The sequence below is a fragment of the Lysinibacillus sp. ZYM-1 genome, from assembly GCF_001308875.1.
In the GTDB taxonomy this organism is placed as follows: domain Bacteria; phylum Bacillota; class Bacilli; order Bacillales_A; family Planococcaceae; genus Lysinibacillus.
This window is the reverse complement of record NZ_KQ465141.1, coordinates 1-25660: the sequence shown is the minus strand read 5'-3', so window position 1 is coordinate 25660 and position 25660 is coordinate 1. Positions and strand designations below refer to the sequence as shown.

The window sequence follows — 25660 nt, the reverse complement described above, 5'->3', positions numbered from 1 at the left end:
GAGCCATCAATTGATGTGTTCGGCTTTTTTTCGTTATATAATAAAAGAAAAATAAAAGATTCATTGAAGGGAATTTTACGTAGGGGGCAGGTAGGTAATGAACGATTTAATCAAACGTAAACTTGATATTCTACCAGATCAGCCTGGCTGCTATTTGATGAAGGATCGACAGGGAACCATCATTTATGTCGGTAAAGCGAAAGTACTGAAAAATCGAGTGCGTTCTTACTTTACTGGAACACATGAAGGTAAAACGCAACGACTTGTAAGCGAAATAGAAGATTTTGAGTATATCGTGACATCATCTAATATTGAAGCACTTATTTTAGAGCTGAATCTTATTAAACTGCATGACCCAAAATACAATGTCATGTTGACAGATGATAAGACATATCCATATTTAAAAATTACGAATGAAAAACATCCTCGTCTTATTACGACACGTAAAGTAAAAAAAGATAAGGCTAAATATTTTGGACCGTATCCCAATGCCTATGCGGCAAGTGAAACGAAAAAGCTGCTGGACCGCTTATATCCACTACGAAAATGTGTACAACTACCTTCTAAAGTTTGCTTGTATTATCACATGGGTCAATGCATAGCACCTTGTGTTAAAGAAATTGAGGGTCACGTTTATCAAGAAATGATTGAGGATATGACGAAGTTTCTTAATGGTGGTGTTGAGGCAGTCAAAAAGGAGCTTGAAGTAAAAATGCTTGCGGCTGCCGAAAACTTGGAGTTTGAACGTGCAAAGGAGTTTCGTGATCAAATTGCCCACATTGATACGGTCATGCAGAAGCAAAAAATAGTATCAAGTGATACAACTAACCGCGATGTCTTTGGGTATGCCGTGGAAAAGGGGTGGATGTGTGTTCAGGTTTTCTTTGTTCGGCAGGGTAAACTTATAGAACGTGACGTTTCTATTTTCCCGATCTATCAAGACGCAGAGGAAGAGTTTTTAACATTTGTTGGACGGTTTTATGAAAAACCAGAACATATTAAGCCGAAAGAAGTTTTTATTCCGCAAACAATTGATGGTGCCATTTTAACGGAATTGCTAGGCATTAAAGTACTCACACCAAAAAGAGGCCAAAAAAAGGAGTTGGTGGATTTAGCGACGAAAAATGCTGAGATTGCAGTGGCAGCTAAATTCCAGCTCATAGAACGACAGGAAGAACGTACTATAGGTGCTTGTGAGGCACTTGGTGATGCATTGGGCATTTCGTCACCATTACGAATTGAAGCTTTTGATAATAGTCATATGCATGGAACGGACGCGGTATCAGCAATGGTTGTTTTCATTGATGGCAAGCCCGCCAAAAAGGAATATCGCAAATATAAAACCCGTACAGCAGCTAAGCATGATGATTATGGTGCTATGCAAGAGGTAATCCGCCGACGCTATACGCGTGTTTTGAAGGAAGGACTGCCGCTACCAGATCTTGTCCTGATTGATGGTGGTAAGGGGCAAATGGAAGTAGCGCGTGAAGTATTAGAAGATGAGCTCGGACTGGTCATACCAATAGCTGGTTTAGCAAAGGATGACAAACATAATACATCTCAGCTCTTATTTGGCGATCCGCCTGAAGTTATTGCCTTAAAACGGACAAGTGATGGTTTTTATTTGTTACAACGAATTCAAGATGAAGTCCATCGTTTTGCGATTACATTCCTGCGCCAACAACATGAGAAGCATGCCATTCAATCTGTGCTGGATCAAATTGAGGGTGTCGGTCCCAAACGAAAACAACAGTTACTTAAACACTTTGGCTCTGTTAAGAAAATACGCGAAGCTAGTGAGCTAGCTTTACAAGAAGCCGGAATGCCTACAAAATTAGCGAGCCTTATTTATGCCTATTTTCAGCAGGAGTCATTGTCAAAGGAATAGACATATGCTAAGGTTATAAATAACATTGTTGTCCAATGTTAACAGCCTACTTGTGTATGCAAGGGCGAAACAAACTTAATACATTCACTTTTAAGGTGATGATAGAGGTGCAAGATTCAAAAGTAACGCAATAGAGGATGAACAAATCCTGAGACATTGTGTGAAAGGGGAGCTTGCCGAAGTACAGCATTGTTGTTTCCGCTGTTGTGCTGGTTTTGCATTTAAGAAATGTAAGACTGTCGATTCTGAACGTTTCGGAGAGCTATCACACATGCGCAAGTTTCGATTATTGTACATGTAATAGGCAGCTTTCACGTTTTGTGAAGGCTGCTTTTTTTAGTTTTCTAGAGACTGTTTACACCTCACATTAGGTGAAATACATGACTGGAAAGGAGTACGAAAGAAATGACTAGAATAGTGATGAAATTTGGAGGAGTTGCATTAGCATCAACCGAACAAATTCAAGAGGCTGCTCGAAAAGCTATTGCTGAAAAAGATAGAGGTTTTGATGTGGTAGTGGTAGTTGCAGCAATGAGACAAACGGTACAAGATGTGAAAATGAACGTGCATAATCTCACGGACGATATATCAAAGCGTGAATTAGATGCAGTCGTGTCTTCCTGCTCTCAGTTATCGAGCTCCGTGTTTGCGATTGCAATACAGGAAGCGGGCTATAACGCGGTGTCACTAACAGGATGGCAAGCTGGCATTTACACCGATTGTATGTATAGTCATGCTCGAATAGATCATATCGATATCAGTCGTATCGAAGAACATTTTGTACAAGGACAAATTGTAGTCATTGCTGGAGATCAAGGCATTGACAATGGGCAAAATATAACAACACTTGGGAAAGGTGGAACTGAAACGACGGCAGTAGCGCTTGCAGTAGCATTAGATGCTGAGCGAACGGACATATACACGAATGTTGACGGTGTTTATACAGCAGATCCACGCTTTGTTGCAAAGGCAAAAAAGCTCCAGGAAATTTCCTATGATGAAATGTTGGAGCTTTCTCATTTAGGGTCACATGTCATACATCCACGTGCAGTGGAGTTAGCTAAGAAGTTTCAAATGCCAGTTATCATTCGCTCTAGTTTAGTAGAGTCGGTAGGTACTTTATTGAAGGAGGAAGTGGAGATGGAGAAAAATTTAGTAGTCCGTGGTGTTGCCTTTGAATCAGATGTCATTCGTTTAACCGTTGGGTATGATGCTTATTCCGATGCTTCATTAGCCGATATGTTTACAACTCTTGCTGAAAATCGTATTAATGTCGATATTATTGTACAAGCGATCATTGATGGCCTAAAACCAACCGTATCTTTTTCGATTTTGAAAGAAGAATTCGGGGAAGCATTACGTGTTTTAGAGGATAGTAAATTATCACTTGGTTTTAGCTTTGCTGATTTTGAAATTGGATTAGCGAAAGTTTCTATTGTTGGTTCGGGCATGGCCTCCAACCCTGGTGTCGCTGCTCGCATGTTTGATCGATTACGTCGTGAACATATCCCTGTGAAGATGGTCAGCACTTCGGAAATCAAAGTGTCTGTTGTAGTGCCACAGGATGAAATGATTCGTGCAGCAAATGCGTTGCATGATGAGTTTAATTTAGAGCATGCACTTTATATATAATAATAGAAGAAAAAGCATTTTTTGTAATAGCCCGAAATGAAAGGGAAAAATAAGAAGGATTGTCATCCCGCTTAACTGGGAGACAATCCTTTTCGTTACTCTGTTGGGACTGTATGCATAATACGTTCCTTCACGTCCCATTTTACTGTAAACATCACGAAGTGTTGCTTTTCACGTTTTTCATCATAACATTCTGTCAGATAGCCTTTAGCTAGCTGAATCTGTTCAGCTATAAATCCTGCCTCAAGTCTGAAGCTACGTTGTTTGATTTGCAAGATTTCAGGATCGTTTGTCAACTGGAAAGTGCGTCCATCCTTCGATTCTTTCATTAACTCTAATGTACCCCAACAGGCATCTGCGAAAAATGCGATAAGTTCGTCTTGACTTTTACATGGAAACTTGCGTGCAAGCTCTTTACCTGCCCAATAAAGGACATCATCCTCGTGTTTACCAAGTATAGAAGATAGAATATGATCGCGAATGATCTCATAGCCAAATGATGAGATTGTAGGAGATGGAGTGTTTAACATTGTTATCCTTCTTTCTTAGAATTTTCTTATAATTTAACGTTAATAAAGTAATGGTAGATTTTTCGAGAAAAAACGACGCATCATGTACTAGATTAGTTCTTTAATAAGCTCTATGAAAAACTCTGAGTTGCCTTGACGCTCGTAGCTCTTGAGAGTACAATAAACATGTCATAATATTGTACCATGATGAAATACACAGTCAATGGAGTATCATTTACAAAATGATGACTTCTTTTGTTGTGCTATTTTAAGTACTAAGGGGGGTAACAGTCTTGTCGAAAGATCGAGAGTTTTTATGGCGTCGCTTACATTCTCTACTTGGGATCATACCAGTAGGTCTGTTTTTAACGATGCACCTGTTCATTAACTTTACAGCAACAGGCGGGGCAGAAAGTTATAACGATGCTACCGCAGTAATGGAAAAGATTCCATTCCTTATCCTAGTTGAATGGATTGTCATCTATATTCCATTGATGTTCCACGCATTCTATGGTGTCTACATTGCATTCACTGCTACACCAAACACAGGACGTTTCAGCACTTACCGTAACTGGATGTTCTCATTACAACGTTTCACAGGTGTATTCCTAGTGATTTTCATTGCATGGCATATTTTCCAAACTCGTATTCAAAAAGCGCTTGGTACACACGTTGATTACGACATGATGGCGAATATCGTTGCTAATCCATTCATGCTTGGATTCTACATTGTTGGTATTTTATCAGCAACTTTCCACTTATCTAACGGTTTATGGGCATTCCTAGTAAGCTGGGGTATTACACAATCTCCTCAGGCTCAAAAGATTGCTACTTACGTAACAAACATCATTTTCGTAATTCTAAGTGTAGTTGGTATTGCTGCTATTTTAGCTTTCGCATAATTCAATAGAAGCTGCGATAGAGCATATGCAATCAATGCAATTTTTTAAGAGGAGTGAGAAATAATCATGGCGAAAAGCAAAATAATTGTTGTCGGCGGTGGTCTTGCCGGTCTGATGGCAACGATTAAAGCAGCTGAAGTTGGTACTGAAGTTGATTTATTCTCATTAGTTCCTGTAAAACGCTCACACTCTGTTTGTGCGCAAGGCGGAATTAATGGTGCGGTAAATACTAAAGGTGAAGGGGATTCTCCATGGATCCACTTTGATGATACAGTATACGGTGGGGACTTCTTAGCGAACCAGCCACCGGTTAAAGGTATGTGTGATGCAGCACCTGGCATTATCCATTTAATGGACCGTATGGGTGTTATGTTCAACCGTACACCAGAAGGATTATTAGATTTCCGTCGTTTTGGCGGTACTTTAATGCACCGTACAGCTTTCTCTGGTGCAACAACTGGTCAACAATTACTATATGCGCTTGATGAGCAAGTTCGTTCTCATGAAGTAGCTGGATTAGTAAATAAATATGAACACTGGGAATTCCTTGGTGTTATTATCGATGAAGACGGCGTTTGCCGTGGTATCGTAGCACAAGATATGCGTACAGAAGAAATTAAATCATTCCGTGCAGACGCTGTTATTATGGCGACTGGTGGCCCTGGTATTATTTTTGGTAAAACAACAAACTCTGTTATTAACACAGGTTCTGCTGCTTCTATCGTTTACCAACAAGGTGCTTCATATGCGAATGGTGAGTTCATTCAAATTCACCCAACAGCGATTCCTGGAGATGACAAAAACCGTTTAATGTCAGAATCAGCTCGTGGTGAAGGTGGTCGTATTTGGACATATAAAGACGGTAAACCTTGGTACTTCTTAGAAGAAAAATACCCAGCTTATGGTAACTTAGTACCACGTGATATTGCAACACGTGAAATTTTTGATGTTTGTGTAAATCAAAAACTTGGTATCAATGGCGAGAACATGGTATACCTAGATCTTTCTCATAAAGATCCACATGAATTAGACGTTAAACTTGGTGGTATCATCGAAATCTACGAAAAATTCGTAGGGGATGACCCACGTAAATTACCAATGAAAATTTTCCCAGCAGTTCACTATTCAATGGGTGGATTATGGGTTGATTACAATCAAATGACGGAAATTCCTGGTCTATTTGCTGCAGGTGAATGTGATTACTCTCAACATGGTGCAAACCGTCTTGGTGCGAACTCATTACTATCTGCTATCTATGGCGGTATGGTTGCAGGACCAAACGCAGTAGATTATGTAAAACACCTTAAAAAGCACGCTGAAGATCTTTCACAAGACATTTATGATGCTCGTGTGAAAGAAGAGCAAGCTAAATGGGAAGCTATCATGAAAATGGAAGGCACAGAAAACGCTTACCTACTTCATAAAGAGCTTGGTGAAATGATGACTGCTACAATGACTGTAGTACGTTACAATGATCAGCTTGAAGATACATTGAAAAAACTTGATGACCTTACTGAGCGTTGGAGTAACATCAACATCAACGATACGCAAAAATGGAGTAATCAAGGCGCACACTTTACACGTCAGCTTAAAAATATGTTAGTGCTTGCAAAAGTAATGACAAAAGGTGCATTATTACGTAATGAATCTCGTGGTGCGCACTATAAACCTGATTTCCCTAATCGTGATGACGAGCAATTCTTGAAAACAACAATGGCGAAGTTTGACCCAACTACTGGTAATCCAATCATCACGTACCAAGAAGTCGACGTTTCTTTAATCCCACCACGTAAACGCGACTACTCTGCGAAAGGAGACTAAAAGTTATGCAAATCTCAGCTAATACTGGAAGAATGGTTAAAGTAGAAGTCTTACGTCAAGATACACAGGGCGGCGATAGCTACTGGCAAAAATTCCAAGTGCCTTACCGTCATGGTATGAACGTAATTTCTATTTTAATGGAAATTCAAAAAAATCCTGTTACTGAAAATGGTGAAAACACATCGCCAGTATCATGGGATATGAACTGTTTAGAAGAAGTTTGTGGTGCATGTTCAATGGTCATTAATGGCCGTCCACGTCAATCATGTTCTACACTTGTTGACCAATTGACTGAGCCAATTAAATTGGAGCCAATGAAGACATTCCCTGTTATTCGTGACTTACAAGTTGACCGTGAACGTATGTTCAACGCGCTTAAAAAAGTGAAAGCATGGGTACCAATCGATGGTACTTATGATTTAGGTGAAGGTCCACGTATGCCAGAAGGTAAACGTCAATGGGCTTATGAATTATCTAAATGTATGACTTGTGGTGTATGTATGGAAGCATGTCCAAACGTATCTGAAAAAGCTTCATTCATCGGACCAGCTCCATTATCACAAGTACGTCTTTTCAACACTCACCCAACTGGTGCAATGATTAAAGACCAACGTTTAAATGCTATTATGGGGGATGGTGGCCTTGCGAACTGTGGTAACTCTCAAAACTGTGTTGCTGCATGTCCAAAAGGTATTCCTTTAACAACATCAATCGCTTCATTAAACCGTGCTACTTCAGTGCAAATGTTCCGTAACTTCTTCGGTTCTGACCACTACGTAGACTAATATCGGACAAGCTGAACTCCCTTACACATTGTGTGAGGGAGTTTTTTATAGTGATATAAACATAGTGAGCATGTTGCAAGAAATTGCATACTATTAAAAGGGAAGAGATTTTGGGAATAAAATAAGAGTATTATGGTTTTTCCTATGATAGTATAGCATTTTCTTTTATAATGAATTTGTATTCATTACTTATTTGCCGTCATAACTTACTGAAAAAGCTGGCAAATAAATTATAGGGATGGTGTTATGATGAAAGCAAGTTATATTGAAGATTTAGAAAAGTGGGAAAAGAGTTTTTCCTTTTTTAGCGAGGTGCGTGTACGATTTTCAGAGACAGATATGTTTGGGCACATGAACAATACTGTAAGCTTTACATATTTCGAGCAAGCAAGAATTGATTATTTCCGACATTTGGGTATTTTGATGCCTTCAGTAGCACATGAGAATGTGAAGAGTATACCGATAGTAGCTGATTTACAATGTGATTATGTGAAGCAGGTTTTCTTTGATGACGTGCTCCGAATTTACACAAAGATAGCGAAAGTTGGAAATTCATCGATGGACATTCATTATCTAACGAAAAATCAAAGAAATGAAATTTGCTTTACAGGTCGTGGAACGATTGTGCAAATGGACCCTCAAACAGGTAAAAGTGTGCCGATTTCAACAGAAGAAAGAGCTCATTTGATTAGGCTGGAAATTATCCCCCATTAAGGAATAACGCTATAATATATAAAAATGACAATGGTAAGCGTTATGTTTTACATAAAATTTATGAAAATGTCGGAGCAATTTCCGAAATTTTTAAGGAAACATGTAATAATCATGCAAATAGCCGTCACCGCTTCAAGCCCCTTAACATAAGTTACAATACGTGCGGGGGAGGAGGGTGTAACTGAATGAATGGCTCTCATCATCGTTCTCTTTTAACAAACCGAGAACGTGAAATATTTGCGCTTTTATTAGCTGAAAAAACAACGAGAGATATTGCAGAGCAGCTTGGTATTAGTGAAAAAACAGTGCGAAATCACATTTCCAATACAATTCAAAAGCTAGGTGTAACGAATCGATCTCAGGCGTTAATTGAGCTGTTACGCTTAGAAGAATTTAAATTAGACTAATGAACACTTGCTATTTCGTGAAAAAAACGACAAAATAGAACTATTCAACGTATTTTTAGGAGTGAAATAGTTATATGTCGGATGAAGTAACAAAACACTCACCTGAAACCGTTGCAACGGTTGAAAAGGAATTACGCTATATAGCGGCCATCGTGAAGCAAAAGGGAAGAGAAATTGTTTCCGACTATGCGATTACGCCGCCACAATTTGTTGCATTACAGTGGTTAGAAGAGCTTGGTGATATTACAATTGGCGAATTATCAAACCGTTTATATTTAGCTTTTAGTACGACAACAGATTTAGTGGACCGGATGGAGAAAAATGAATTAGTCAAGCGTATGCGTGATGAAAATGACCGCCGTGTCGTTGTTGTTCATCTTCTCGAAAAGGGAGAACGTATTATTCAAGAGGTTATAGAAAAAAGACAGCAATATTTGCAAGAGATGCTTATTGGTTTTAATGAGCAAGAAGTCGCGCAATTATCAAGCTACCTAGAAAAACTACATGTACACATGAAACAGGATTGAGGCGGAAAGTATGAATGCCCCGATAGGCGTTATTGATTCAGGAGTAGGCGGTTTAACCGTAGCAAAAGAAATTATGAAGCGATTGCCAAACGAAACGATCTATTATATTGGCGATACAGCAAGGTGTCCATATGGTCCAAGAAGCCGTCAGGAAGTACGAAATTTCACCTGGCAAATGGCGAAAGCACTAGAAAAATTGAATATTAAGATGCTCGTTATTGCTTGTAATACAGCGACTGCAGTAGCACTCGAAAGTTTACAAAGAAATATGCCTTTTCCGGTACTAGGCGTTATAAATGCTGGCGCACGTGCAGCTGTAAAGAAAACGAAGCGACATGAAGTCGTTGTGCTTGCAACAGAAGGAACAATTAAAAGTGGTGCGTATGAAGAAGCCTTACTGTCACTCAATACGTCAACACATATTATTCCACTAGCTTGTCCAACATTCGTTCCACTTGTCGAAAGTGGCGAATATAAAGGTGACTTTGCAACTAAGTTAATAGCAGAAGGCTTAAAGCCGTTGAAAAATCAACAATTTGATACGGTTATTTTAGGATGTACACATTACCCTATACTACAAAAACAAATTGAAGCTGTGGTTGGAGAAGATGTGAATGTTTTATCTTCTGCGGAGGAAACAGCAAAGGATGTTCAAGAAATGCTAGCTTTTAACGGCACTTTAGCAAATGCATATACAGTGCCTGCTCATAAATTTTTTGCAACTGGTTCTGTTCCAATTTTCCGGTCAATCGCTGAAAATTGGTTGGAGCAAGGTACTCTCGACATAAAACGTATTACATTAAAATAAAAAATCAGCTTAGCAATGGGCTAGGCTGATTTTTGCCGTTTTCAGCAGTTTACATAATCATTGAGTACTTTTTTGAAGAAATAAATTATGATAAGATGAGTGCGCGAAAGCTTTTAGGAGGAACAATATATATGACAAGATTTGATGGAAGAATGGCAGATGAACTGCGACCTGTAAAAATGGATGGTGAGTATTTATTACATCCGGAAGGCTCCGTTTTAATTCAAGTAGGAAATACGAAAGTAATTTGCACAGCAACAATCGAAGACAAGGTTCCTGGTTTTTTACGTGGGCAAGGGAAAGGCTGGATCACAGCTGAATATTCAATGCTACCTCGTGCAACAGCTCAACGAACACCACGTGAATCCTCTCGTGGGAAAGTTAATGGACGTACGATGGAGATTCAACGTTTAATTGGGCGTTCATTACGTGCTGTGGTTGATTTAGAGGCCCTTGGAGAGCGTACAGTATGGATCGATTGTGATGTTATTCAAGCAGATGGTGGCACTCGTACAGCCTCCATTACAGGCGCATTTGTTGCGATGACACAGGCAATTGCTAAATTTGCGGAAGAAAAGCCGTTCGTAAAGTTTCCAGTAACAGATTTTTTAGCCGCAACTAGTGTAGGTATCGTAGAAGAACAGGGTGCCGTTTTAGACTTAAACTATGTAGAAGATGTAGCTGCAGCCGTTGATATGAATATTGTCATGACAGGTGCAGGGCGATTTGTCGAATTACAAGGTACCGGGGAGGAGGCAACATTCTCTCGTGAAGAACTGAATGAATTATTAGCATTAGGTGAAAAAGGCATCCAGCAATTAGTTGAACTTCAAAAAACAGCGCTTGCTGAACAAGCCAACATGGTCGGAGGGAATCAATAAGATGAAACAGGTAGTAATCGCAACAAAAAATAAAGGAAAAGCAAAGGATTTCGAAGCATTATTTGGTCCACTTGGGTATGAAGTAGTGACAATGTTTGAAGTCGCACCTGAAATGGAAATAGAAGAAACAGGGACAACATTTGAAGAAAATGCGATCTTAAAGGCAGAAGCCTTAGCGAAAGCGCTTGGCACAATTGTCATTGCTGATGATAGTGGTTTAGCAGTAGATGCATTAAATGGTGAGCCTGGAGTCTACTCTGCTCGCTATGCTGGTGATCATGATGATGAAGCGAATATGGTGAAACTGTTAGAAAACTTACAGGGTGTAGAAGATAGTAAACGTACCGCTCGTTTCTGCTGCTGCATTGCCATTGCAGGTCCAGATTTTGATACGACGACAGTATTTGGCACATGCGAGGGTGTGATTGGACACGAAAAACGTGGTTCGAATGGATTTGGCTATGATCCAATCTTCTTTGTTCCAAGCCTAGATCGTATGATGGCTGAGCTTACGCCAGAGCAAAAAGGCGCTATTTCTCACCGAGGTAATGCCATTCGCAAGTTGAAGGAGAAATTGCCGAATCTTATAAAATAGGATAAGAGGTGGTATCCATGAAAATACTTATTATGAGCGATACACATGGTGATAGCCATGTCATCGACAAAGTCAGAAGCTTTTATCCTGAAATAGATCTTCTGATACATTGTGGAGATAGCGAGCTTCCTTTCGTACATGATGCATTAAAGGGAATGAAAAAAGTGCGAGGTAACTGTGATCGGGAGAAAGCCTTTCCTGAGGAAGAAATTTTCACGGTCGATGATGTAAAAGTTTTTGTGACGCATGGCCATTTATTCAATGTGAAAGATTCCATGTTGTCATTAACCTATCGTGCAAAAGAATTGAATGCCCAAATCGTTTGTTTCGGTCACTCTCATATTCTCGGCGCTGAAATGATTGATGATATCTTATTTATAAATCCTGGAAGCTTATTAAAACCACGGGGGCGCAAAGAAAAAAGCTTTGCTGTTCTTGAAATAGAGGATTCGGCTTATAAAGTGGAATTCTGGGCAGATGGCCAACAATGGATGTCGAGTCATACATTCCAACGAAATTAATACGAGCAAAAAATCCGCATTACTCCTAAAGTAAGCGGATTTTTATGTTGGGTGGTAAAATTGACTAGGCATGAATGATGTTGAAATAGAAAAAATATATGGAAAAGGTAACAAAGGAGAAAACATGGAAAAGACAATTGGCTGGAATATGAACAATAGTTATGTTCGACTACCAAGTATTTTTTATTCTGATATTTCATTAAACCCTGTTCGCTCACCAAAATTAGTACTGTTAAATGAAGCTGTCGCTACATCACTCGGATTAGATATTCATGCTTTACAAGGCGAAGAGGGCGTAGAGGTATTTGCGGGTAATATGGCCCCTGAAGGTGGTATTCCTATTGCACAGGCCTATGCAGGACACCAATTTGGTCATTTTAATATGTTAGGTGATGGCCGAGCTCTTTTATATGGGGAGCAATTAACACCTTCTAATGAACGCTTTGATATAGCGCTAAAAGGCTCCGGTAGAACGCCTTATTCTCGTGGTGGAGATGGAAGGGCCGCATTAGGACCTATGCTTAGGGAGTACATCATTAGTGAGGCGATGTTTGCGCTAGGGATTCCAACTTCCCGAAGTTTAGCGATAGTGAATACAGGCGAAACGATTATCCGTGAAACTGAACTACCTGGTGCAATCCTTACGAGAATTGCAAGCAGCCATTTACGGGTAGGAACCTTTCAATATGCAGCGCAATGGGGAACAGACGAGGAGCTTCAGCTCTTAGCAGATTATGCATTAGAACGTCATTTCTCAGATTATCAAGAAGACAAAAATCGCTATCTATATTTGTTGCAGGAAGTCATCAAGAAACAAGCCTCCCTTATAGCGAAGTGGCAGTTAGTTGGCTTCATTCATGGTGTAATGAACACAGATAACATGACCATTAGTGGGGAAACCATTGATTATGGCCCTTGTGCCTTCATGGATACCTATGATCCTGCGACAGTGTTCAGCTCGATTGATCGACAAGGGCGTTATGCGTATGGGAACCAGCCAAACATTGGTGGCTGGAACTTAACACGCTTGGCAGAGGCGTTACTTCCCTTAATTCATGAAAATCAAGAGCAGGCCATTGAACTTGCTCAAGAAACCTTACAACAATACCCACAGCTGTACGTCCAAAACTGGCTGAAAGGAATGCGCGCAAAGCTTGGGTTATTTGATGAAGAACAAGGGGATATGGAGCTTATGGAAGAACTTCTGCAACTCATGCAACAACACAAAGCGGATTACACCAATACATTTATCGCCTTAAGCTTTGATCAAATTGAAAAAACTGTGTTATGGAAATCGCCAGCATTTAAAAATTGGTATCAAAAATATCTCGCACGATTAGCGAAACAGCCGCAAACTATAGACATGTCACAGCAATTGATGCGTCAACATAATCCTGCTATTATTCCACGCAATCATAGGGTTGAAGAAGCATTGGAAGCGGCTGTAGAGCGAGGAGACTATAGTGTGATGAACAAATTAGTAAAAGCTCTGGCCCAGCCATTTGCTCACACGAATGAACAACAGGAATATTCCTCATTACCAGAACCGTCAAATCAACCATATCGTACTTTTTGTGGCACATGAGTTAAAAACGAGCGGCAATGCGCCACTCGTTTTTTTATTATGCAATGGCACCCTACAGAATCCAAGCGCATACCCTATATATGAATAAAGGTAAAGGAGAATGGATTTGGTGCATAAATATTCAAAAGGTTGGTTTGTAAAAAAGTTGCGAGCAAATGGGATTATCGTGCATCCTCAATTTAAAAATCATTTAGGGTTATATAAAGAATCTGAATTACGAAATTTATATTATCGCTATGTAGAGATAGAAACAGCAGAGCAAGATCAAAAATAGCCAATATGTTTGAATAACTCCTTTCTAGGAAAAAATGATGTTAGAAAGGAGTTTTACTATGTGGATGATGTCACAAACATGGCAAGACGTACTATTTTTACATTGGCCGTTGTCACCTCAAGAACTAGAAAAACATATACCTTCAGAACTAAAGCTAGATCTATTTGAACATAATGCCTGGCTGAGTGCCGTCCTTTTTAAAGTCCAGGGGCATCGATTACGATTCCTACCATCTTTTCCTGGTATGAATACCTACTTACAATTGAATGTCCGAACATATGTTGAATTTAACGGCAAAAAAGGAATTTATTTTTTTCATTTAGATGTAACAAATTATTTCTTCTCAAAAATTACAGCATTAGGCAGTTTACCATATCGTTATTCAAAAATTTTAGTAAAACAAAGGGACAATTATTATGCCTACACAAGCTATTATAAAGCGTTAGATGAAAGATTGAGGGTGTCTTTTAAACTAGGAAAGAACACCCAAACCAACTTTGACCAATGGCTAGTAGAACGTTATCATTCATGGGCAAAATGGGAAGATACATTATTTCGTATTGATATCCAACATGCACCATGGGAATTACAACAGGCTAAAGCAACGATTCAAAGCAATACTCTAGCGTCTTTTATGAAGGGAACTTTTCAAGGGACGCCACCAATAGCGCATTATGCAAAGAAAAAAGTGGCAAGAGTGTTTCCCCCAGTGATAGAACAGCGAAAAACAAGATCTCTCAAAAAATAGACCTTGTTTTTGTAAAGTGAGAGCTCATTAAAAGAGATAACAAAATTGCATGACAATGGCGCTGGCAATCATATCTGACATCGCAAGGGCTTCTGCCTCAATTTCATCAAATATGTCTACATCGGCTTGATAATCTTTTTGAATCATAGTCACAGCTTCAGTTTTTGTTAAAGCCAAATGCATATAAAACATTTTTTGTATGGCTTCTCTACTTAAATAAGGGTTGATCGTATGCAAAAAATGTGCGATATCGTCTGCATTACGATACCAATCTCTTTCTTTTGCCTCTGCTGTGGCAGCATCTCCTTTGGCAGCCGCAGTTACTAACTGAGCAGCAATCAGAAGATGCTCTTTAATTAAAGCTGTATATCGATCCGCTATAGAGTCACCATAAAAGGGACGGAGACAATTACCTAAATCAGTCGCATTGCGTAACAAGCGTTGTTGTACAAAAGGTAAATCGGGCAAATTGAAAACGATGCTAATGATCGTCATTCGTGTCCAATTTACATGCTCCATCCAAAGTAACTGATTCATGGCCATATAATCCGCTTCAGTTTTACTGATACAGCGTCGATTATCATTTGAACGTAAAAAATGACGAATTGGTGCTGTGTATTGGGGAGATGAAGCTTGATACAACTGGTTTAATGAAAATCCATTTGAATAAGGGTACAAAACCTCACTCCTTTTCATTTTTTCTCCTACACTAGCATACTCCTGGGTAACTCTATGTATGAAAACAATGAAAGAAAAGGAGGGAGATATGACATTAATCCTCGTAAATCATTTTCTTCGTCATACCACCGTCGACAGTTAAGTTAATGCCCGTAACAAAATCATTCAGTGGATTTGTTAAATAGAGGCAGGCTTGTGCAATGTCATCTGGCACACCCACTCTTCCTGACAAATGCTGGGCATGGTCTATCGGACGAAGTTCCTCATAATTGCCCGTCTCAATCCACCCAGGCGAAATACAATTCACGGTAATCTGATCAGGACCAAATGAACGTGCTAAAGCATGTGTTAATGCCACAATCCCACCTTTTGTAGCCGTATAAGCCTCGGTATAAGGCTCAGACATTTCAGCTCGAGTAGAGGCTAGGGATACTATTGAACCCCCTTTGACATTGTTCCTCATCACTTTCGCAGCCTCTCTTGCACAGAAAAAGGCACTCGTTAAATTCGTTTGTAAGAGATCATTCCACTCGTCAAACGTAATATCATAAGGAGATATATGCTGAAACTTCCCTGCATTATTAATTAATATATGAATCGAGCCATAATATTCGACGGCTTGTTGCATTAAAGAAACGATATCCTGTTCCTTTGCCACATCTGTATGAACAAAGAGTACCGAGAATCCCTGACCTAGTAAATCCTTTTCTAATTGTTGACCTAAGTCCTTATTTATATCAGCAATCACCACTTTCGCACCTTGTCGCGCATAAGCAAGAACAATGCCTTGGCCAATCCCTTGTGCACCACCAGTAACAACTACAACCGAATCCTTAAACATCTCCATACCTCCCAGTGATTTCTCGCCAATATTTTAACAAATATTTTCATGTTCTTACTATCCATAAGGCAAAGAAATGGTATAATCTATATGGTGCCAACATATGATAAACAATAGATGAGGGAAACCTTACCTACATAGTAAAATTAATGTTGACATTACGCTATAAAATACATATAATAAATATTGTCCTTCCTATGGAATACATAAGAAACGACATCATGTCTCAGTAGCTCAGCAGGATAGAGCAACGGCCTTCTAAGCCGTCGGTCGGGGGTTCGAATCCCTCCTGGGACGTCAAGCAAAGCCTTACAGCCACAATGGTTGTAAGGCTTTTTATTTTTATGCAAGAATGTATAATTCTTTGTTTGGTGCCCAAGAGGTGCCCAAATAAATCTTTTTCATCAAAAAGTTTATCAAAGTGGGAACTTGCTCGCTGATCCGTTTCTTGTAAAAGATGTCCAAAAGTATTCATGGTAGTTGTGATATTAGAATGACCTAATCTCGACTGAATAACCTTAGGATGTTCACCAGCATGAATTAATAGGGTAGCTGAAGTATGTCTTAAATCGTGAAAACGAATTCTAGGTAAATCAGGATTCCTTTTCATAAAACGATCCCACCACTGACTTATTGAATCTGGACGATAAGGTTTACCAAACTCATTTGAGAAAAGAAAAATATGTCCCTCCCATTCTCGCTCGTCATCAGCTTCTCCTAATTGATATTTTTTTACTGCAGCAAGTGTAACTAAATCATTCATGATATTTGAAGGAATAGTCACTACTCGTTTTCTTTTACCTTTCGTTTCTTTTACAATGATTCCTTCTCCAATTAAATTAACTAAAGCCTGTTCTATTAATAAGGTATTGTTTTCTATGTTTAAGTGTTTTTCTTCGATGGCTACTAGTTCACCTTGTCGAGCAGCACTTAAGACAGCAAGTTTAACTAACAATCGTTTTTCAGCAGTCTCTCTATTATTTAATCTTTCAAACAGTAATTTAACTTGTTCTTCGTTATAAGCTTTACCTTCTTCGTATTTAAGTTTTGGTAACTTTATGTTTTTACAAGGGCTTTCTTCAATTAAATTCCACTCAACAGCTACATTCATAATACTGGCGAATGCTTTGTAAATGTTATGGATGGTTGAGGGAGCTAGTTCACCTTCTTCACCATCCAATATTTGTTTTTTCTGTTGTAAATCTCAAACAAAAAACACTACATCCACTTTTTTTATATCTTTTAATTTCATCTGGCCGAAAATCGGCAGAATACGTTTTTCTAAGTGTGTACAATTATCATGAAATGATCGTGCGCTATAATGTTGTTTTGCGTAATTTTCTTTCCAACGTGGAAAAAGATTATTTAAAGTGATAGATTCAATATCACTAAAATAGACATCTTTATTTTGCTTCATTTCTTCTTCAAACAGGATTAGTAGGCGCATCACTTATTTTTCGCTTTTAGCTTCTACATTTTTAATTTTACGAATCCGACGATTACCTCGATAACCTAAATCAGCGATAAGTTTGAATTTATTTTTGCTGATTTTCTGTACATACCCCATGTTGCAACAGCAAGAAAAAGCTACAGCAGGCATTAAACGGTGAATTAAGACCAACAACTAAACCAGACATCGACAAATTAGCAAAGGGCATTAAAGACGGTTTAAGCAAGGTTATATGGCATGACGATAGCCACGTGACAGAGTTAGTTGCTCGCAAGTGGTATTCGGATAATCCGAGGGCTGAGGTGACGATAGAATGGCACCAAAAGTAGAGAGTCGATACATCTTATTCACTGGCAAGGCTCATGAAAATATGAAGTTTGATTTTACAAACAAACAAATCGAGATATTTATCAGTCTTTGGAATGCAGGCGTGGCTATCAATAAAATTGCTCAAAGATTTTTAATCAGCAACGCTAATGTAGCTTTAATTGTTTTGGACCTTGAGATAGCAGGACGAATTGAACCTAGAGCTGGTGGATTGTTAGGGAAGAGGAAAGTGGTTAGTTGAAAGATATTGTGCAGTAATTAATGTATGAAAAAAGAATTTATAGTTATTTTTTTGTACTATTCCTAAAATCTATTCTAAAGAAAATGAAAGAAAGTATCAGTAAAATTATAGGGAAAAAGAAGAAACCAGAATCATATTTAATTGAATGTTCCATTTTCAGTCCAAATAAATAAATGAATAAAGTAAAAGAAACAGACAAAGAGATAGTTCCAGCTATTGTTTTCAATTAAAAACCACCTTTTTAAGAAATAGTTAAAAATACTGTTGAATCAATCATGTCGATTCCTAATATTTGTTAAATACATCATACAATATGGCGCTTAATCGAACAAGGTGTATTAGTATTCATGATGATTTAACTGAACAATATGAGGAAAATGTGCAGTAAATAGAAAAGAAAAAGCCGTAGCGTAGTCACACGCTACAGCAAATTAAAATAAATCAAGGCCAAAGGCAGACCTTGTACTGTTAATAATTTCTTTAGCAGATTCAAACCCTTTGTCTTGGATATTATCTTCGTAGTAATGCTTAATGTCTATTGAATTTAATAGTGCAAGAATGGCTTTTACTTTAAGATCGTGATTCCAGAAAGGCATTTCAGAATCACCTTCAATCGTAACTTTAACGTCAGTTTCTCCGGTTTCAATACTTCCAGCCGAGATTGTTAAAACTTCATTTGCCATAATATCAACTCCAATATTTATGTATTTGGTTGGTAACCTATAAAAATTCTATCAAAAAACATAAATTCCATAAATAGTAAATATTTGAGTTGTTAAATAAAAAAGCCGCAGCGTTTGCAGTCGCTACAGCTCGAATTGGTTATGCCCTTTGACGGTTCTAACTTCTCCATTATAACACAACCTAGGAGGGCAAACCTATGTTAAAAGAAAGAACACTAACGACTACACCAGATGCTTTAGATTCAATGATTACAGACTACTACTGGATGGTTAACGCCATCAAAGAAATGCGAGCAGAAATGGTTATAGGGGCAAAAACGGAACAGTATGGAATCGAAGCTACACTACCCAAGGCAGCAGGTGGCGTAAGTGATCCAATTATGAAGGAGGCTATTAGACGTTCTAAGAACATCAAACGTGTTGCTGAGTATGAGAAGAAGTTGTTAGAGGTCCAAAAGCTTGTCGACAAGGTTACTGGTGACAGAGAGGTACAGGTATTGAATTGGATGTTGGACGGGCGCTCTAAGCGTTGGATAGGTCAAAATATGGGGTTAAGTCATACACATATTCAAAACAATAAGGAAAGTATCGTAGAACAGATGATGGGGTAACGATAAGGGGGCTAGATTGCCCCTTTTTCCTATGCATCAATTGTTTCGATATAAAATTCAGTTACCTGAGTTTTTTCAGCATTTGTTTTAGCTTCGCAATGAAGTACTATAGGGATTTCTTCATCATCAAACCATAGATAGCGTACTTCAGAACCAAAGCCACTATCATCATTGTATTCGTACACATCTATGTCCATTTCTTCATCACTAGGGGGCAAAGTAAGAGTACCTTGCATTGAAATAACTTCTTTTAATAACTTCTCAGTTTCATCGTTAATTTTATTCTCTTCTTTAAGTTTTTCGTAACGAAAGTTTACTAGATCAACGAGTGTTTCTTTAGTTAATTGTATTATCTTTTCTTCTAATGTCATTAATAAGCTCCTCTAATAATATGGTAAATTTAACTAATTTAATATTATCATAAGCAATCTACAAATTACATACTTGCCAAAGTTTCCATACTTTCAACATTAGGTAAAAAGAAAATGAGAGTTGTAAACTAATGGGGAGGTCGAACAGGTAAATGTTTCTTCACTTGGTATTTATAAAAACCTAAATATTAGGGAAAGACAGACCGACGACCGACCAGCGCTGAGCAAATTTGTTCGGAGCAAGACATACATGAGCCGGCCCATATTTTTTAAGAGATTAGGTATCTTAATTAATATAAAGGGCTATAAATTTACATTAAATTACATAAACATCTTTTTTTAGTATGATAAATATAGATGAAATTTAAAGAGGAGTGGAAAGTTATGCTGAAAATTTTACCAATTGCTTTTGCTATCATAGCAATATCTCTTTCAGCTTATGGACTTATTACACGTGATTACCAGCTGAATTTCCTAATGATATTCTTCTTAGGTTTATCTATGTTAACCTTAGGAATTAGAGAATTTCAAAGTAAGAGAAAAGGTTATGGTTTGTTTCTAATAGGAGTATTTTTATTTTCAACATATGCATCAATTCAAAGTTTCATATGGAGATAAATAAAGGAGTGGTTTATATGTGAACTTCATCCACTTTCCATTTAATTCAGTCAAACTTACTACAGCAACAAGTGCACGGAAATGCACTCAACACAATTTGCTACAAAATAACGTGGTGCGCTCTACCACGATGTCAAAAGTGAGCACTCGACAATTTACCATAATATTTAAGCTTTCATCTTCGGATGGAGGCTTTTTAATTTTTAAAAAAGCGTATCAATCATAGTATTGCAGCTATAGATATTAAAGCTGACAATATTAATTTAAGTGTAAACAATCGAATAACTAATGAAGTGGTTCAACTAAACATTCGTGCCGATAGTATAACAGCTGAGGTTACAAGGGTAGAACGAAAAGCTGATAGTACACTGACACAGGTTTCATCATTGTCTATTGAGGTTGGTCAAATATCAACAAGGGTGTCAAATATTGACTCAAGGCTTGGTACAGCTGAGAGTTCAATTGTCCAACAAGTTGGTCAAATCAGTAGTAAGGTTTCTCAAACAGATTACAACGGAAATACTATTGCGTCACTGATTAATCAAACATCAACGACAATTAGGATTCAAGCTTCTAAAATTAATTTGGTTGGTGCTGTAAGGGTTCTATCAGATCTTAGTGGTGATATGGGTACTATTTATGCTGGGAATATCGAGGGTGGCACAATTAACATTGGAACAGACGCCACAGTAGGAAACAATCTATATTTAGGTAAATATGGTGGTGGCTCTAAATCGGTTGTATTCGGTTCAGGCTCAGTTATTCAATATAACGGAAGTTATAAGGAACTATCATCATTAAACGTTAGACTGAACGGATCATCTAACGAAATGAATGGTCAAAATACTATCTACGGCTCGTTAAGTGTACCACAAACAACATCAGTGTCTGGTTTAGCAAGGGCTAATTCATCAGGTATTGGTATTTCTTATTCTAACGGAAATCTATTTGTACAAGTAAATGGTTCAACAGTAGGTTCAGTGAAACTAACTTAAACAAAAGGAGATAGATATTATGATTATCAAGTACAACTAAACAACGGACAAGCAATTAACTTAACAAATGCTGAGTTTGATGAAACTGCATTTACGGCCACATTAAATGATCAAAAAATTAATTTCGTGAATATCGGTGGGGCTATCATCAATAAGCACATCATAATTAGTGTGCTACCTGTATTAGACACTCAAACAGAAGCGCAAGCATAGGCTTAGCGTTATTTTTATTGCCATTTTTAGAAGGAAATCATTCAATTTTGCGGAACTTATAAAATAGATGGAAGAGAGGGGGAATAAAGTGAGACAGTATGCTGACAAAGAAGAATTGATTAGTACGATTAACGAAAAGTATAAAAAATATATTGCAGAATTTGATGATATACCAGAAGTTTTGAAAGACAAACGGATTGAAGAAGTTGATAAAACCGCATCTGAAAACCTTTCTTATCAACTTGGGTGGATAAATCTTTTGCTTCACTGGGAGCAAAAAGAACAACAGGGAGAAGAAGTACATACGCCAGCAGAAGGTTATAAGTGGAATAATCTAGGTGGATTGTACAATTCTTTTTATGAACAATATGGAGAGTACTCTTTGAAAGAGCAACAATCAATGCTTAATGAAGCTGTCACTAATTTATGTGAGTGGGTAAATACTCTATCAGAGAAGGAATTGTTTGAAGTTGATCAAAGACGTTGGGCAAAAACCCAAGCTAATTGGCCTGTTTGGAAATGGGTTCATATTAATTCAGTTGCTCCATTTACAAACTTCAGAACGAAAATTCGTAAATGGAAGAAGATTAACCTTTAAATATTCTTGAAAAAGAAGTGATGTTCTTTTGTTCGATATTGTTTAGTAACAAACAATATGGATATTCTTTAGCCTTCCATAATTGTGGAAGGCTTTTATTATGCTATGAGAGGAATCGAGATGGGCAACGGTACATGGTACTGATTCTCGATGCTTCTCATGGCTTTTTATTTATACAAAAAAGGGCAAAGGATGTGGATAAATGGAACAAACATTAAAGTATTTACTTAGCACAGTAGGTGGAGTTGTATCATGGCTCGTAGGTGGTTGGGGCTTATTAATGACAGTACTTTTAATTTTGAACGCAATAATATAGATGAATTAATTCAAGAATTAAACATCATTGAAAACAGAAGTAATTCAGTATTAATGCAATTTTGATTTGTTAGAAACATCGAAAACCTCAATAACCTTTTCTTCTGGTTAAGGTAATAACTGAATATAGATATTTTTTTAAAATCACCCATCTGAAAAAATGTAGAGCCCAGGTACTCAATTAATTTTGAGCCTGGGTTTTTATTTTGTAATTTTTGTTTACGAGCTGAGAACAACATTTTTTCTTTGTTTAACTTTAAATGAATAAATTACCTTGCTAAATAAGAACATTTGTTCTATAATAAGAACAAGAACAAATGTTCTTAACAAAGGGAGCTTTTTATAAAAACATAAGGGGATGATATCTTTGGCATTTACAGTCAAAACAGAAGCAGAAAAAATCTTTACTAATATTATGGGAGATGGTGCAGTACGTTTGGCAGCAGATTCAGGCTCAAAAACTAACTTCCATGACATTTTTGTTACATTAGATAAATCAGAAGGAGTTAAACGACAACGCGCTGGAAGTCAATTGCTATTCTTGACATCTCTTTACTCTAATGCATCTTCAGCGACAGTTCGTGGTCAAATCTTAACTCGTATTCACCGTATTTTAATCAATTACAAAGCATTTATTAACCCAGCTAAGCCATCTGAAGAAGGTCCAGAAAATCCAATTTTAGCTTTAGGTGCTTATGCAGCGTTAGCTCTTGCAAAAGATGCTAATATGGCTTCGTATACACAAGCTGATTCATCTCGTCCGGTAACTCAAACAGAATTACGTTCAGCACTTACTGGTTACGTTAGCAAGTCCTACACTACTTTTATGGGTCTAAATAGCTATAAAAATGTACGTCTAGCAAATGGTAATGGTGTAACAGTTAGTACTGGGTCATTAGTTGGTACCAAACATGCTAAAACAGGAATTAATGGTGTAACTCTTGGTTTAGGTGCAGTTCACTTTATCAATGCAGCTATTAACGGTGCTGGTAATGCAATCTATTCGGACTTAAGCGCTTGGTTCACACAAATGTGTACACGCCTACGTGAATCATACGGTAATTCTCGTGGAAACAACGGTTTAACTGAACTTTGTGTAAATATCGGTGCAGGCCGTGCGGGTGATAATGGTACAGGGAGTGAAATTGACCAAATACGAGGGTATTTCCCATCTTCTGGTTACAACTCATTCGTTATCTGGGGTCTTAACCTTGCGGCTCGTGCTTATCGAATTGCTGAATTAGGTGACACTACAAAAATACCTCAATTCAAAAATGCAGTAGCTTTAAGTTCTCACGTTTGTCAACAAACAGCAGCAGAAATCATGAACTACTACAATACTCAAATTATAAATGACGGTTGTTCTTATGAAATTGGTCTTCCAAACTTTAAGGCTGGTAGTCCGGACGCTACAAAACCGGTTACATCTGTTCCAACGTCTGGTTATGCTTTAGCAGCTTATCAACACTTTGCTTCAGTAAATATACCGACACCAGGGCAGATTAAAACCTCTAATGAAAATTTTAATACTTTAGTAGAACATAACGGTGATCCAGCTTCAGTAACAGCTTATCTATATACAGCAGCTTGGTATGGTGGTCACACTCTGGTAACCTCTGGTAAATTGACTTCTGCAATTGCAAACAAAGCAGGTTCAGCAGCACTTCCATATAACATTGTTTCAACTAATACCGGTGTGAAAGCAGAAGCTGGTGCATCCCGTATCCTTCAAGGTTTAGCAGGAGCAATGAATAGTGGTATAACAACACTTTAAAACAAGTGTAGAAAGAATCACTATGTTATAGAGGAAAGAAATTAAAAAATTTAAGCCCATTAGCTTAATTGGTAATGGGCTTTTTCTATTAACTCGGTATTATTTTCAATATATATCTTTGGTTATTACTTAAAGAATATCAATATATTATTCAATCTAATACTACTAAAATATAGAAAGTTCAAAAAAGGAGAATGTTTGATGAAACAGGTATTTATAAAACCAGCTGAAGGTATTTATACAAGCCTTTATGGCATGAGAAGTGGTTCAATGCATTATGGAGTTGACATTGCAAATAGTAGCTCCAATGTACCGGTACACGCTTCCACTACGGGTGTGATTAATAAAGCCATTGGTGGTTGTTCTAATAATGGTTCTATCGGTAATACGTGTAATGGTGGTTATGGAAACTATGTAATAGTTCGACACAGTATTAATGGGAAAACATATGATACACTTTATGCTCATTTACAATCTATTAGTGTCTCTGTTGGTCAAACTGTAAATCAAGGTGATAAAATTGGTCTTATGGGGAACAGTGGGAGTTCAACTGGTCAACACGTGCACTTTGAAATATATGAAAAGGCACGAGTGTCTCAATCAGAGGCGGTAGACCCTATGCCTTATTTAAACGGAGACAAGCCAACAGTTAGCTACCATACTTATGATGGAACTTGGGCAACGATTACAATTACTCAGAAAGCAAATGTGTTCAAAAATGTTGGATATGAAATTATCGGCCAACTTGAAGCTGGTGGAAAATACAAAGTGTATGGTCAAAGAGAATATGCAGCTGATGGAACTCTATTCTATAATGTTGGATCTGGCTATATCCACAATGCTTATGGAACTATTGCTAATCACCATGCAACTGTTACATCTACTATTAATACGTATAGTTCTCCTAACGGAGCATTTAAACGCCAATTAGCACCAGGAACTTATAAAGTGCATGCAGCTAAAGACGGTTGGTACAATTTAGGTGCAGAATGGGTTAAAGCTGATCAAGTATTAGTAACTAAAAACTAGAATTAAAAGATATTTTAAATATTGTAGCGCCATTCAACAGTGTACCAGAGACTCGTTATTATGAAGAGTATACTGGTGGTTATTGGTATAGAGGTACTCTAAAATTAAAGAGTGTTGTAGCATCTGGAAATGGTTGGTCTGCTACATTTAGTGGGACACTTTCTGCGTGGGTTGAATAAAATATTGAAATATTGATTCAAAGCCCACCTATTAGTGGGCTTTCAGACTGTAGACAAAAGCCATCGAGAAGTTCACTCTCTATGACTTTTGTCATTTTTCTTTCTCTTTCATTTTCAATATTTGGTAAATCAATGCCGAA

Annotated in this window: 28 protein-coding genes, 1 tRNA gene, 2 pseudogenes and 1 riboswitch; of the genes and pseudogenes, 24 read left to right on the top strand and 7 right to left on the bottom strand. The window is 37.8% G+C overall.

Going from position 1 to position 25660, the window contains the following annotated elements:
- The first annotated feature begins 97 nt into the window (after positions 1–97).
- Together uvrC and AO843_RS20510 are read left to right on the top strand one after the other, a co-directional pair.
- Complete coding sequence (gene uvrC / locus AO843_RS20515) at positions 98–1888, top strand: excinuclease ABC subunit UvrC (RefSeq protein WP_054612931.1); 1791 nt, start codon at positions 98–100, stop codon at positions 1886–1888.
- Between the two features lie 94 nt (positions 1889–1982).
- A riboswitch (Lysine riboswitch) is annotated at positions 1983–2161 on the top strand.
- 132 nt (positions 2162–2293) lie between these two features.
- Positions 2294–3520 carry an aspartate kinase gene (locus tag AO843_RS20510; protein WP_054612930.1) on the top strand — a complete coding sequence of 409 codons (1227 nt, stop codon included), beginning with the start codon at positions 2294–2296 and terminating at the stop codon, positions 3518–3520.
- A 95-nt stretch (positions 3521–3615) separates the two neighbouring features.
- Here AO843_RS20510 and AO843_RS20505 read toward each other — a convergent pair whose 3' ends face one another.
- On the bottom strand, positions 3616–4050 hold the full coding sequence (locus AO843_RS20505) for a YslB family protein (protein ID WP_054612929.1): 435 nt from the start codon (positions 4048–4050) through the stop codon (positions 3616–3618).
- A 272-nt stretch (positions 4051–4322) separates the two neighbouring features.
- On the opposite strand from AO843_RS20505, the gene AO843_RS20500 reads away from it, so the two are divergent.
- From AO843_RS20500 to AO843_RS20445, 13 genes are all read left to right on the top strand, one after another.
- Positions 4323–4931, top strand: a complete 609-nt coding sequence (locus AO843_RS20500; RefSeq protein ID WP_054612928.1) for a succinate dehydrogenase cytochrome b558 subunit — start codon at positions 4323–4325, stop codon at positions 4929–4931.
- A gap of 66 nt (positions 4932–4997) precedes the next feature.
- Positions 4998–6752 carry a succinate dehydrogenase flavoprotein subunit gene (gene sdhA / locus AO843_RS20495; RefSeq protein ID WP_054612927.1) on the top strand — a complete coding sequence of 585 codons (1755 nt, stop codon included), beginning with the start codon at positions 4998–5000 and terminating at the stop codon, positions 6750–6752.
- A gap of 5 nt (positions 6753–6757) precedes the next feature.
- Positions 6758–7537, top strand: a complete 780-nt coding sequence (gene sdhB, locus AO843_RS20490; RefSeq protein WP_054612926.1) for a succinate dehydrogenase iron-sulfur subunit — start codon at positions 6758–6760, stop codon at positions 7535–7537.
- 246 nt (positions 7538–7783) lie between these two features.
- Positions 7784–8251, top strand: a complete 468-nt coding sequence (locus tag AO843_RS20485) for an acyl-CoA thioesterase (RefSeq protein WP_369814443.1) — start codon at positions 7784–7786, stop codon at positions 8249–8251.
- 185 nt (positions 8252–8436) lie between these two features.
- Complete coding sequence (locus AO843_RS20480) at positions 8437–8658, top strand: helix-turn-helix domain-containing protein (protein WP_004226437.1); 222 nt, start codon at positions 8437–8439, stop codon at positions 8656–8658.
- A 74-nt stretch (positions 8659–8732) separates the two neighbouring features.
- Positions 8733–9185 carry a MarR family winged helix-turn-helix transcriptional regulator gene (locus tag AO843_RS20475; RefSeq protein ID WP_054612924.1) on the top strand — a complete coding sequence of 151 codons (453 nt, stop codon included), beginning with the start codon at positions 8733–8735 and terminating at the stop codon, positions 9183–9185.
- Positions 9186–9195: 10 nt separating this feature from the next.
- Complete coding sequence (racE, locus tag AO843_RS20470; RefSeq protein ID WP_054612923.1) at positions 9196–9993, top strand: glutamate racemase; 798 nt, start codon at positions 9196–9198, stop codon at positions 9991–9993.
- 131 nt (positions 9994–10124) lie between these two features.
- Positions 10125–10874, top strand: coding sequence for a ribonuclease PH (rph, locus tag AO843_RS20465; protein ID WP_054612922.1), 750 nt, complete (start codon positions 10125–10127; stop codon positions 10872–10874).
- A gap of 1 nt (position 10875) precedes the next feature.
- Positions 10876–11469, top strand: coding sequence for an XTP/dITP diphosphatase (locus AO843_RS20460; protein WP_054612921.1), 594 nt, complete (start codon positions 10876–10878; stop codon positions 11467–11469).
- Positions 11470–11486: 17 nt separating this feature from the next.
- A complete protein-coding gene (locus AO843_RS20455) occupies positions 11487–11990 on the top strand; it encodes a metallophosphoesterase (RefSeq protein WP_054612920.1) in 504 nt (167 codons plus the stop codon).
- 124 nt (positions 11991–12114) lie between these two features.
- Entirely contained in the window at positions 12115–13575 is a 1461-nt protein-coding gene (locus tag AO843_RS20450) for a protein adenylyltransferase SelO (protein WP_054612944.1), read from the top strand.
- Between the two features lie 100 nt (positions 13576–13675).
- Positions 13676–13849 (top strand): DUF2639 domain-containing protein, encoded by a 174-nt coding sequence (locus tag AO843_RS24245; RefSeq protein ID WP_197278971.1) that lies wholly within the window; start codon positions 13676–13678, stop codon positions 13847–13849.
- Positions 13850–13907: 58 nt separating this feature from the next.
- On the top strand, positions 13908–14597 hold the full coding sequence (locus AO843_RS20445) for a YqjF family protein (protein ID WP_054612919.1): 690 nt from the start codon (positions 13908–13910) through the stop codon (positions 14595–14597).
- A gap of 27 nt (positions 14598–14624) precedes the next feature.
- On the opposite strand, the gene AO843_RS20440 is transcribed toward AO843_RS20445, so the two are convergent.
- Together AO843_RS20440 and AO843_RS20435 are read right to left on the bottom strand one after the other, a co-directional pair.
- Complete coding sequence (locus AO843_RS20440) at positions 14625–15275, bottom strand: hypothetical protein (protein WP_054612943.1); 651 nt, start codon at positions 15273–15275, stop codon at positions 14625–14627.
- A gap of 94 nt (positions 15276–15369) precedes the next feature.
- The gene (locus tag AO843_RS20435) at positions 15370–16116 is read right to left on the bottom strand and encodes an SDR family oxidoreductase (protein ID WP_054612918.1); all 747 of its coding nucleotides are present in this window, start codon (positions 16114–16116) and stop codon (positions 15370–15372) included.
- 223 nt (positions 16117–16339) lie between these two features.
- Here AO843_RS20435 and AO843_RS20430 point away from each other — a divergent pair.
- Positions 16340–16413: transfer RNA gene (locus AO843_RS20430), tRNA-Arg, on the top strand.
- Positions 16414–16585: 172 nt separating this feature from the next.
- On the opposite strand, the pseudogene AO843_RS25635 reads toward AO843_RS20430, so the two are convergent.
- Positions 16586–17227 (bottom strand): annotated as a pseudogene (locus tag AO843_RS25635) (tyrosine-type recombinase/integrase); the annotation flags it as partial.
- A 93-nt stretch (positions 17228–17320) separates the two neighbouring features.
- Complete coding sequence (locus AO843_RS25630) at positions 17321–17533, bottom strand: tyrosine-type recombinase/integrase (RefSeq protein ID WP_369814444.1); 213 nt, start codon at positions 17531–17533, stop codon at positions 17321–17323.
- Positions 17534–17745: 212 nt separating this feature from the next.
- On the opposite strand from AO843_RS25630, the pseudogene AO843_RS24235 reads away from it, so the two are divergent.
- Positions 17746–17895, top strand: a pseudogene (locus AO843_RS24235) (RusA family crossover junction endodeoxyribonuclease); the annotation flags it as partial.
- The gene (locus AO843_RS20420) at positions 17880–18134 is read left to right on the top strand and encodes a hypothetical protein (RefSeq protein WP_054612916.1); all 255 of its coding nucleotides are present in this window, start codon (positions 17880–17882) and stop codon (positions 18132–18134) included. The pseudogene AO843_RS24235 and the gene AO843_RS20420, both read left to right, overlap by 16 nt.
- Positions 18135–18565: 431 nt before the next feature.
- On the opposite strand, the gene AO843_RS20415 is transcribed toward AO843_RS20420, so the two are convergent.
- Entirely contained in the window at positions 18566–18817 is a 252-nt protein-coding gene (locus AO843_RS20415) for a hypothetical protein (protein WP_054612915.1), read from the bottom strand.
- A 197-nt stretch (positions 18818–19014) separates the two neighbouring features.
- Between AO843_RS20415 and AO843_RS20410 the strand changes: the two genes are divergently transcribed.
- Positions 19015–19428 (top strand): hypothetical protein, encoded by a 414-nt coding sequence (locus AO843_RS20410; protein WP_054612914.1) that lies wholly within the window; start codon positions 19015–19017, stop codon positions 19426–19428.
- Positions 19429–19457: 29 nt separating this feature from the next.
- On the opposite strand, the gene AO843_RS20405 is transcribed toward AO843_RS20410, so the two are convergent.
- A complete protein-coding gene (locus AO843_RS20405) occupies positions 19458–19799 on the bottom strand; it encodes a DUF7668 domain-containing protein (protein ID WP_054612913.1) in 342 nt (113 codons plus the stop codon).
- A 384-nt stretch (positions 19800–20183) separates the two neighbouring features.
- On the opposite strand from AO843_RS20405, the gene AO843_RS20400 reads away from it, so the two are divergent.
- From AO843_RS20400 to AO843_RS20380, 5 genes are all read left to right on the top strand, one after another.
- Entirely contained in the window at positions 20184–20417 is a 234-nt protein-coding gene (locus AO843_RS20400) for a DUF3953 domain-containing protein (protein WP_054612912.1), read from the top strand.
- A gap of 293 nt (positions 20418–20710) precedes the next feature.
- On the top strand, positions 20711–21412 hold the full coding sequence (locus tag AO843_RS20395) for a hypothetical protein (protein ID WP_054612911.1): 702 nt from the start codon (positions 20711–20713) through the stop codon (positions 21410–21412).
- A 301-nt stretch (positions 21413–21713) separates the two neighbouring features.
- Positions 21714–22223, top strand: a complete 510-nt coding sequence (locus AO843_RS20390) for a ClbS/DfsB family four-helix bundle protein (RefSeq protein ID WP_054612910.1) — start codon at positions 21714–21716, stop codon at positions 22221–22223.
- A 673-nt stretch (positions 22224–22896) separates the two neighbouring features.
- Positions 22897–24312, top strand: a complete 1416-nt coding sequence (locus AO843_RS20385; RefSeq protein ID WP_054612909.1) for a hypothetical protein — start codon at positions 22897–22899, stop codon at positions 24310–24312.
- Between the two features lie 201 nt (positions 24313–24513).
- Complete coding sequence (locus AO843_RS20380; RefSeq protein WP_054612908.1) at positions 24514–25341, top strand: M23 family metallopeptidase; 828 nt, start codon at positions 24514–24516, stop codon at positions 25339–25341.
- Positions 25342–25660: the final 319 nt, after the last annotated feature.

Excerpts from the sequence above, each read along its gene's own strand:
- rph (WP_054612922.1), top strand. The coding sequence starts at position 10,125 with ATGACAAGATTTGATGGAAGAATGGCAGATGAACTGCGACCTGTAAAA.
- AO843_RS20475 (WP_054612924.1), top strand. The coding sequence starts at position 8,733 with ATGTCGGATGAAGTAACAAAACACTCACCTGAAACCGTTGCAACGGTT.
- AO843_RS24245 (WP_197278971.1), top strand. The coding sequence starts at position 13,676 with ATGGATTTGGTGCATAAATATTCAAAAGGTTGGTTTGTAAAAAAGTTG.
- AO843_RS20385 (WP_054612909.1), top strand. The coding sequence starts at position 22,897 with ATGATATCTTTGGCATTTACAGTCAAAACAGAAGCAGAAAAAATCTTT.
- racE (WP_054612923.1), top strand. The coding sequence starts at position 9,196 with ATGAATGCCCCGATAGGCGTTATTGATTCAGGAGTAGGCGGTTTAACC.
- sdhA (WP_054612927.1), top strand. The coding sequence starts at position 4,998 with ATGGCGAAAAGCAAAATAATTGTTGTCGGCGGTGGTCTTGCCGGTCTG.
- AO843_RS20435 (WP_054612918.1), bottom strand. The coding sequence starts at position 16,116 with ATGTTTAAGGATTCGGTTGTAGTTGTTACTGGTGGTGCACAAGGGATT.
- AO843_RS20400 (WP_054612912.1), top strand. The coding sequence starts at position 20,184 with ATGCTGAAAATTTTACCAATTGCTTTTGCTATCATAGCAATATCTCTT.
- AO843_RS20415 (WP_054612915.1), bottom strand. The coding sequence starts at position 18,817 with ATGGCAAATGAAGTTTTAACAATCTCGGCTGGAAGTATTGAAACCGGA.
- uvrC (WP_054612931.1), top strand. The coding sequence starts at position 98 with ATGAACGATTTAATCAAACGTAAACTTGATATTCTACCAGATCAGCCT.
- AO843_RS20410 (WP_054612914.1), top strand. The coding sequence starts at position 19,015 with ATGTTAAAAGAAAGAACACTAACGACTACACCAGATGCTTTAGATTCA.
- AO843_RS20380 (WP_054612908.1), top strand. The coding sequence starts at position 24,514 with ATGAAACAGGTATTTATAAAACCAGCTGAAGGTATTTATACAAGCCTT.
- AO843_RS20505 (WP_054612929.1), bottom strand. The coding sequence starts at position 4,050 with ATGTTAAACACTCCATCTCCTACAATCTCATCATTTGGCTATGAGATC.
- AO843_RS20485 (WP_369814443.1), top strand. The coding sequence starts at position 7,784 with ATGATGAAAGCAAGTTATATTGAAGATTTAGAAAAGTGGGAAAAGAGT.
- sdhB (WP_054612926.1), top strand. The coding sequence starts at position 6,758 with ATGCAAATCTCAGCTAATACTGGAAGAATGGTTAAAGTAGAAGTCTTA.
- AO843_RS20420 (WP_054612916.1), top strand. The coding sequence starts at position 17,880 with ATGGCACCAAAAGTAGAGAGTCGATACATCTTATTCACTGGCAAGGCT.
- AO843_RS20455 (WP_054612920.1), top strand. The coding sequence starts at position 11,487 with ATGAAAATACTTATTATGAGCGATACACATGGTGATAGCCATGTCATC.
- AO843_RS20405 (WP_054612913.1), bottom strand. The coding sequence starts at position 19,799 with ATGACATTAGAAGAAAAGATAATACAATTAACTAAAGAAACACTCGTT.
- AO843_RS20480 (WP_004226437.1), top strand. The coding sequence starts at position 8,437 with ATGAATGGCTCTCATCATCGTTCTCTTTTAACAAACCGAGAACGTGAA.
- AO843_RS20445 (WP_054612919.1), top strand. The coding sequence starts at position 13,908 with ATGTGGATGATGTCACAAACATGGCAAGACGTACTATTTTTACATTGG.
- AO843_RS20510 (WP_054612930.1), top strand. The coding sequence starts at position 2,294 with ATGACTAGAATAGTGATGAAATTTGGAGGAGTTGCATTAGCATCAACC.
- AO843_RS20450 (WP_054612944.1), top strand. The coding sequence starts at position 12,115 with ATGGAAAAGACAATTGGCTGGAATATGAACAATAGTTATGTTCGACTA.
- AO843_RS20460 (WP_054612921.1), top strand. The coding sequence starts at position 10,876 with ATGAAACAGGTAGTAATCGCAACAAAAAATAAAGGAAAAGCAAAGGAT.
- AO843_RS25630 (WP_369814444.1), bottom strand. The coding sequence starts at position 17,533 with ATGAAGCAAAATAAAGATGTCTATTTTAGTGATATTGAATCTATCACT.